Source organism: Actinomycetospora lutea (assembly GCF_028737205.1).
Taxonomy (GTDB): domain Bacteria; phylum Actinomycetota; class Actinomycetes; order Mycobacteriales; family Pseudonocardiaceae; genus Actinomycetospora; species Actinomycetospora lutea.
Window position 1 is genome coordinate 1 of sequence record NZ_JAQZAL010000076.1, and the last position, 3,021, is coordinate 3,021.

Genomic DNA, 3,021 nt, shown 5'->3' on the forward strand with positions numbered 1-3,021 from the left:
CGCTCCTTGAGCGCCATCGCGTCCGTGTGTCGACGCCGGAGCTGGTCGCGCACGATCCCGCACATCAGCTCGCTGAGGTGGTCGGGCGTCCCCGACTCGAGGGCGTGCTCCGCGGCGGGGATCACCGGGCCGACGTCCAGGCCGGCTGGCTTGAGGCCGGTGAACGGTGCCCCCTCTCCGGCCCGGTGCAGGCGCACAACGGTCTCGAAGAACCAACGGTCGGCCACCTCGCGGGCGGCCGGTCCGAGCGCACGCGCAGTCACGGCGAGATCGAAGCTCCGGCGCAGCTCCGCTTCATCCTCCGCCGGAACGTATGGCGCGACGCGCTGCACCTCTCCGGACGTCATCGCGTCCCGCGCGGCGGTGACCACCGGCCCATCGAGAGAATCGCAATGCGGGGGCATCCTGCTCACATCCTTCGCCTGGGCGGCGACGTAACGGCTGCGGCTGATCCATCTGATCTGGCGCAGCGATAGAGCGTTGATCGAGTGGCGCCATTCACTGCCCCGCCATGACGTGCCCGTTGACCCACCTATCCAGAGCGGGCACCCTCAGCAGGACCAGAACGCCTGCGCTACCAAGTGCGTGGATCAGCACGTTGAACCATGGCGTGATTTCACCGGCCTGCTGGGCGGCGACCCAATACGGGATCAGCGTGATCAAGCCGAGGACCGCTGACGTGAGCGCGACGTTCTCCCACCACGGTATCCTGGTGAACAACCCATATGTGGCCATGGTGAAGCCGGCGAGCACGGCGAGCGCAAGGATCTGCGTCACCGCCCACCAGGCTCCCTGAGCCGAGATTCCCTGGCTCGCGAACATCGGGGTCAGCCACAAGAACGTGGTACCGAAGAGGAACAACGCGACCCCACCAACAGTGCGGATCGTGAACACCGTACCCACCTCCGCCACCGACCTTGTGACCTACGGACGGGATTCGGGCAGGGGTCGACCGTCCCATCCCTGACGGCCCTTGGTCCGCCCGAGTGCGACCAACGTCCCCCTGAAGACCCCGGCCGACGTTCGGCGCCTCCCGATCCGGACATGTTCTCGGCTTGCGGCCACCCATCAGGAACCCTCCGTCGGTACTCCGCCGCCCGGGCGCCGTTCACACCCTGCGAGGCGGCGGACGGGCCGGTCGGGATGCGACATCCCGCTGGCACCCGGGGACGCTGCTCGTGGCGCGTGCGGCGTGGGCGTTCGGGCTGTGGCTCGAGGTCGTCGAGCGCCGAGTCAGCTCGGAACGTGCGGCTCACGACCACGACGGCGCCCACGACCCCTCGCGGCCCGATCTCGCCTCAACGTGCACCCGGGCCGATGGACTGGTCCTGACCTGGTCGTAGGACCGTGTCGGCCGTGCGCGGGAAGACCCCACGGTCGGGGCATGCTCATCGCCGAGGACCTCCTGCTGCTCCTGACCGCCGACGACAGCGGGAAGCTGGCTGCGGATGGCACGAACATGACGATCGCGCTGGGTGGGGCGTTGCTGGCCGAGCTTTCACTCAGGGAGCGCGTCGACGTCGCGGGCCCCGGTGAGCAGGTGCGTGAAGGCCGGCTGGTCGTCCGGGACCCCAGTCCCACCGGGGACGGCGTACTCGACGAGGCCCTGGCCACGGTCGGCCACAAGGAGGGCAAGACACCCCAGAGCGTCGTGGCCGCGCTGGGCAGGCGGATCCGGCCGCGGCTCTACGAGCGGCTCGCCGAGGCCGGCCTGGTCCGAGCGGAGCAGGGCCGGATCTTCGGCATCTTCCCAGTACACCGGTGGCCCGCGGAGCACGCCGACCACGAGATGGCGGTCCAGGCCGACGTGCTCACCGCCCTGCGCCACGGCGTGACCGCGGACGCCAGGACCCGAGCGCTCATCTCCCTCCTGCGCGCGCTCAAGGCCGTGCACAAGGCGGTGGCTCCGGAGTCTCTCGGGCTTTCCAAGCAGGAGCTGAACGAGCGCGCCGAGCGGATCGCCGAGGACGACTGGGTGGGGAAGGCAGTTCGGTCGGCGATCAACAGCGAGGACGCGGCGATCTACGCAGGAGGAGGGGCCGCCCGCGGTTTCTGACCGCACAGTTCCCGTACAGCCCGATCGGCCCGCACAACGTCATCGCCAGGCCGACGTCGCGATCGCTGACGACGTAGCGGAAGTCGCACCGGCTGGCGCCTCCGGCCAGGGTGCCGCTGCGGAGGAGCACTTCCCCGCTCCTCGGCCATCCGCAGGTTCTGGTCGTACAGGACCCGCTCACGGAACGTCCCCTCGCCGCGGCTGCGCGGGTAGTCGGGGTAAAGGCAGCGGCGCACACCGATGGCGAAGCAGCCAGGGGCGTCGACGTAGGTATCACCCAGCCGGGGCGGCACGATTGCCGAGGCAGCTGCTCGCGCAGCCGCGTCCGCGCCAGCCGGCTTCCGGGTGCACCGTCGCGACCACCAGGTCCAGCGGCTGCTGCAGCCAGCGCATCAGCCGGTACATCGTGTCGGCCAGCAGCTTCGCCGCCCGATCCATCGGTATCCCGGAGTGCACGAGGGCATCTCGAAGCGCCAGGGCATTCGGGTGAGGCATCCGGGACGCGCGGGCCCATGAGCCCGTGCTGGTGCTGAACTTGGTCACCGCCGTGGCCGCGGATGCCGTGGCGCGCGATCCCGTCGCGGGAGGCCGACGATGACGACGCTGCTCGAGGAGATCCTGCCCCGCGCCGAGGTCCGCTTGGTGCACCGGGCGCTGTTGCGGGTGCCGGCCGAGCGGGTCTATCGCGCCACCTGTGAGCTGGACGTGGCCCGCCATCATCTGGTGCGGGCCCTGGTCGCCGCCCGCGCGCTGCCAGTGGGCGGGCCGGGCCCGCGGAGTCTGCGGATCGCCGACCTGCCCGGACCGGAGTTCGGTTGGCTGCGCCTCGGCGAGTGCCACGAAACCGAGCTCGTCCTGGGCACTCTGGCCCGCCCTTGGCGGGTCAGTCAGCCACCCCCGGCCCAGCCGGCTAGGGCGTGTCTCTTGGATCACGACCGGGACCAGAGCACGAGGCTGGCGAGCAG

At 70.5% G+C, this 3,021-nt stretch carries 5 protein-coding genes; 2 read left to right on the forward strand and 3 right to left on the reverse strand.

Going from position 1 to position 3,021, the window contains the following annotated elements:
- Positions 1–371 (reverse strand): DUF6448 family protein (locus PHK61_RS31625; RefSeq protein ID WP_274285012.1); only part of this gene is annotated, 371 nt, incomplete at its 3' end.
- Positions 372–498: 127 nt separating this feature from the next.
- Positions 499–894 (reverse strand): hypothetical protein, encoded by a 396-nt coding sequence (locus PHK61_RS31630; RefSeq protein ID WP_274285013.1) that lies wholly within the window; start codon positions 892–894, stop codon positions 499–501.
- Positions 895–1,384: 490 nt separating this feature from the next.
- Between PHK61_RS31630 and PHK61_RS31635 the strand changes: the two genes are divergently transcribed.
- A complete protein-coding gene (locus tag PHK61_RS31635) occupies positions 1,385–2,056 on the forward strand; it encodes a GOLPH3/VPS74 family protein (RefSeq protein ID WP_274285014.1) in 672 nt (223 codons plus the stop codon).
- A 273-nt stretch (positions 2,057–2,329) separates the two neighbouring features.
- On the opposite strand, the gene PHK61_RS31640 is transcribed toward PHK61_RS31635, so the two are convergent.
- Positions 2,330–2,599, reverse strand: a complete 270-nt coding sequence (locus tag PHK61_RS31640) for a hypothetical protein (RefSeq protein WP_274285015.1) — start codon at positions 2,597–2,599, stop codon at positions 2,330–2,332.
- Between the two features lie 51 nt (positions 2,600–2,650).
- Here PHK61_RS31640 and PHK61_RS31645 point away from each other — a divergent pair.
- Positions 2,651–3,021 (forward strand): hypothetical protein (locus tag PHK61_RS31645; RefSeq protein ID WP_274285016.1); only part of this gene is annotated, 371 nt, incomplete at its 3' end.

Excerpts from the sequence above, each read along its gene's own strand:
- PHK61_RS31635 (WP_274285014.1), top strand. The coding sequence starts at position 1,385 with ATGCTCATCGCCGAGGACCTCCTGCTGCTCCTGACCGCCGACGACAGC.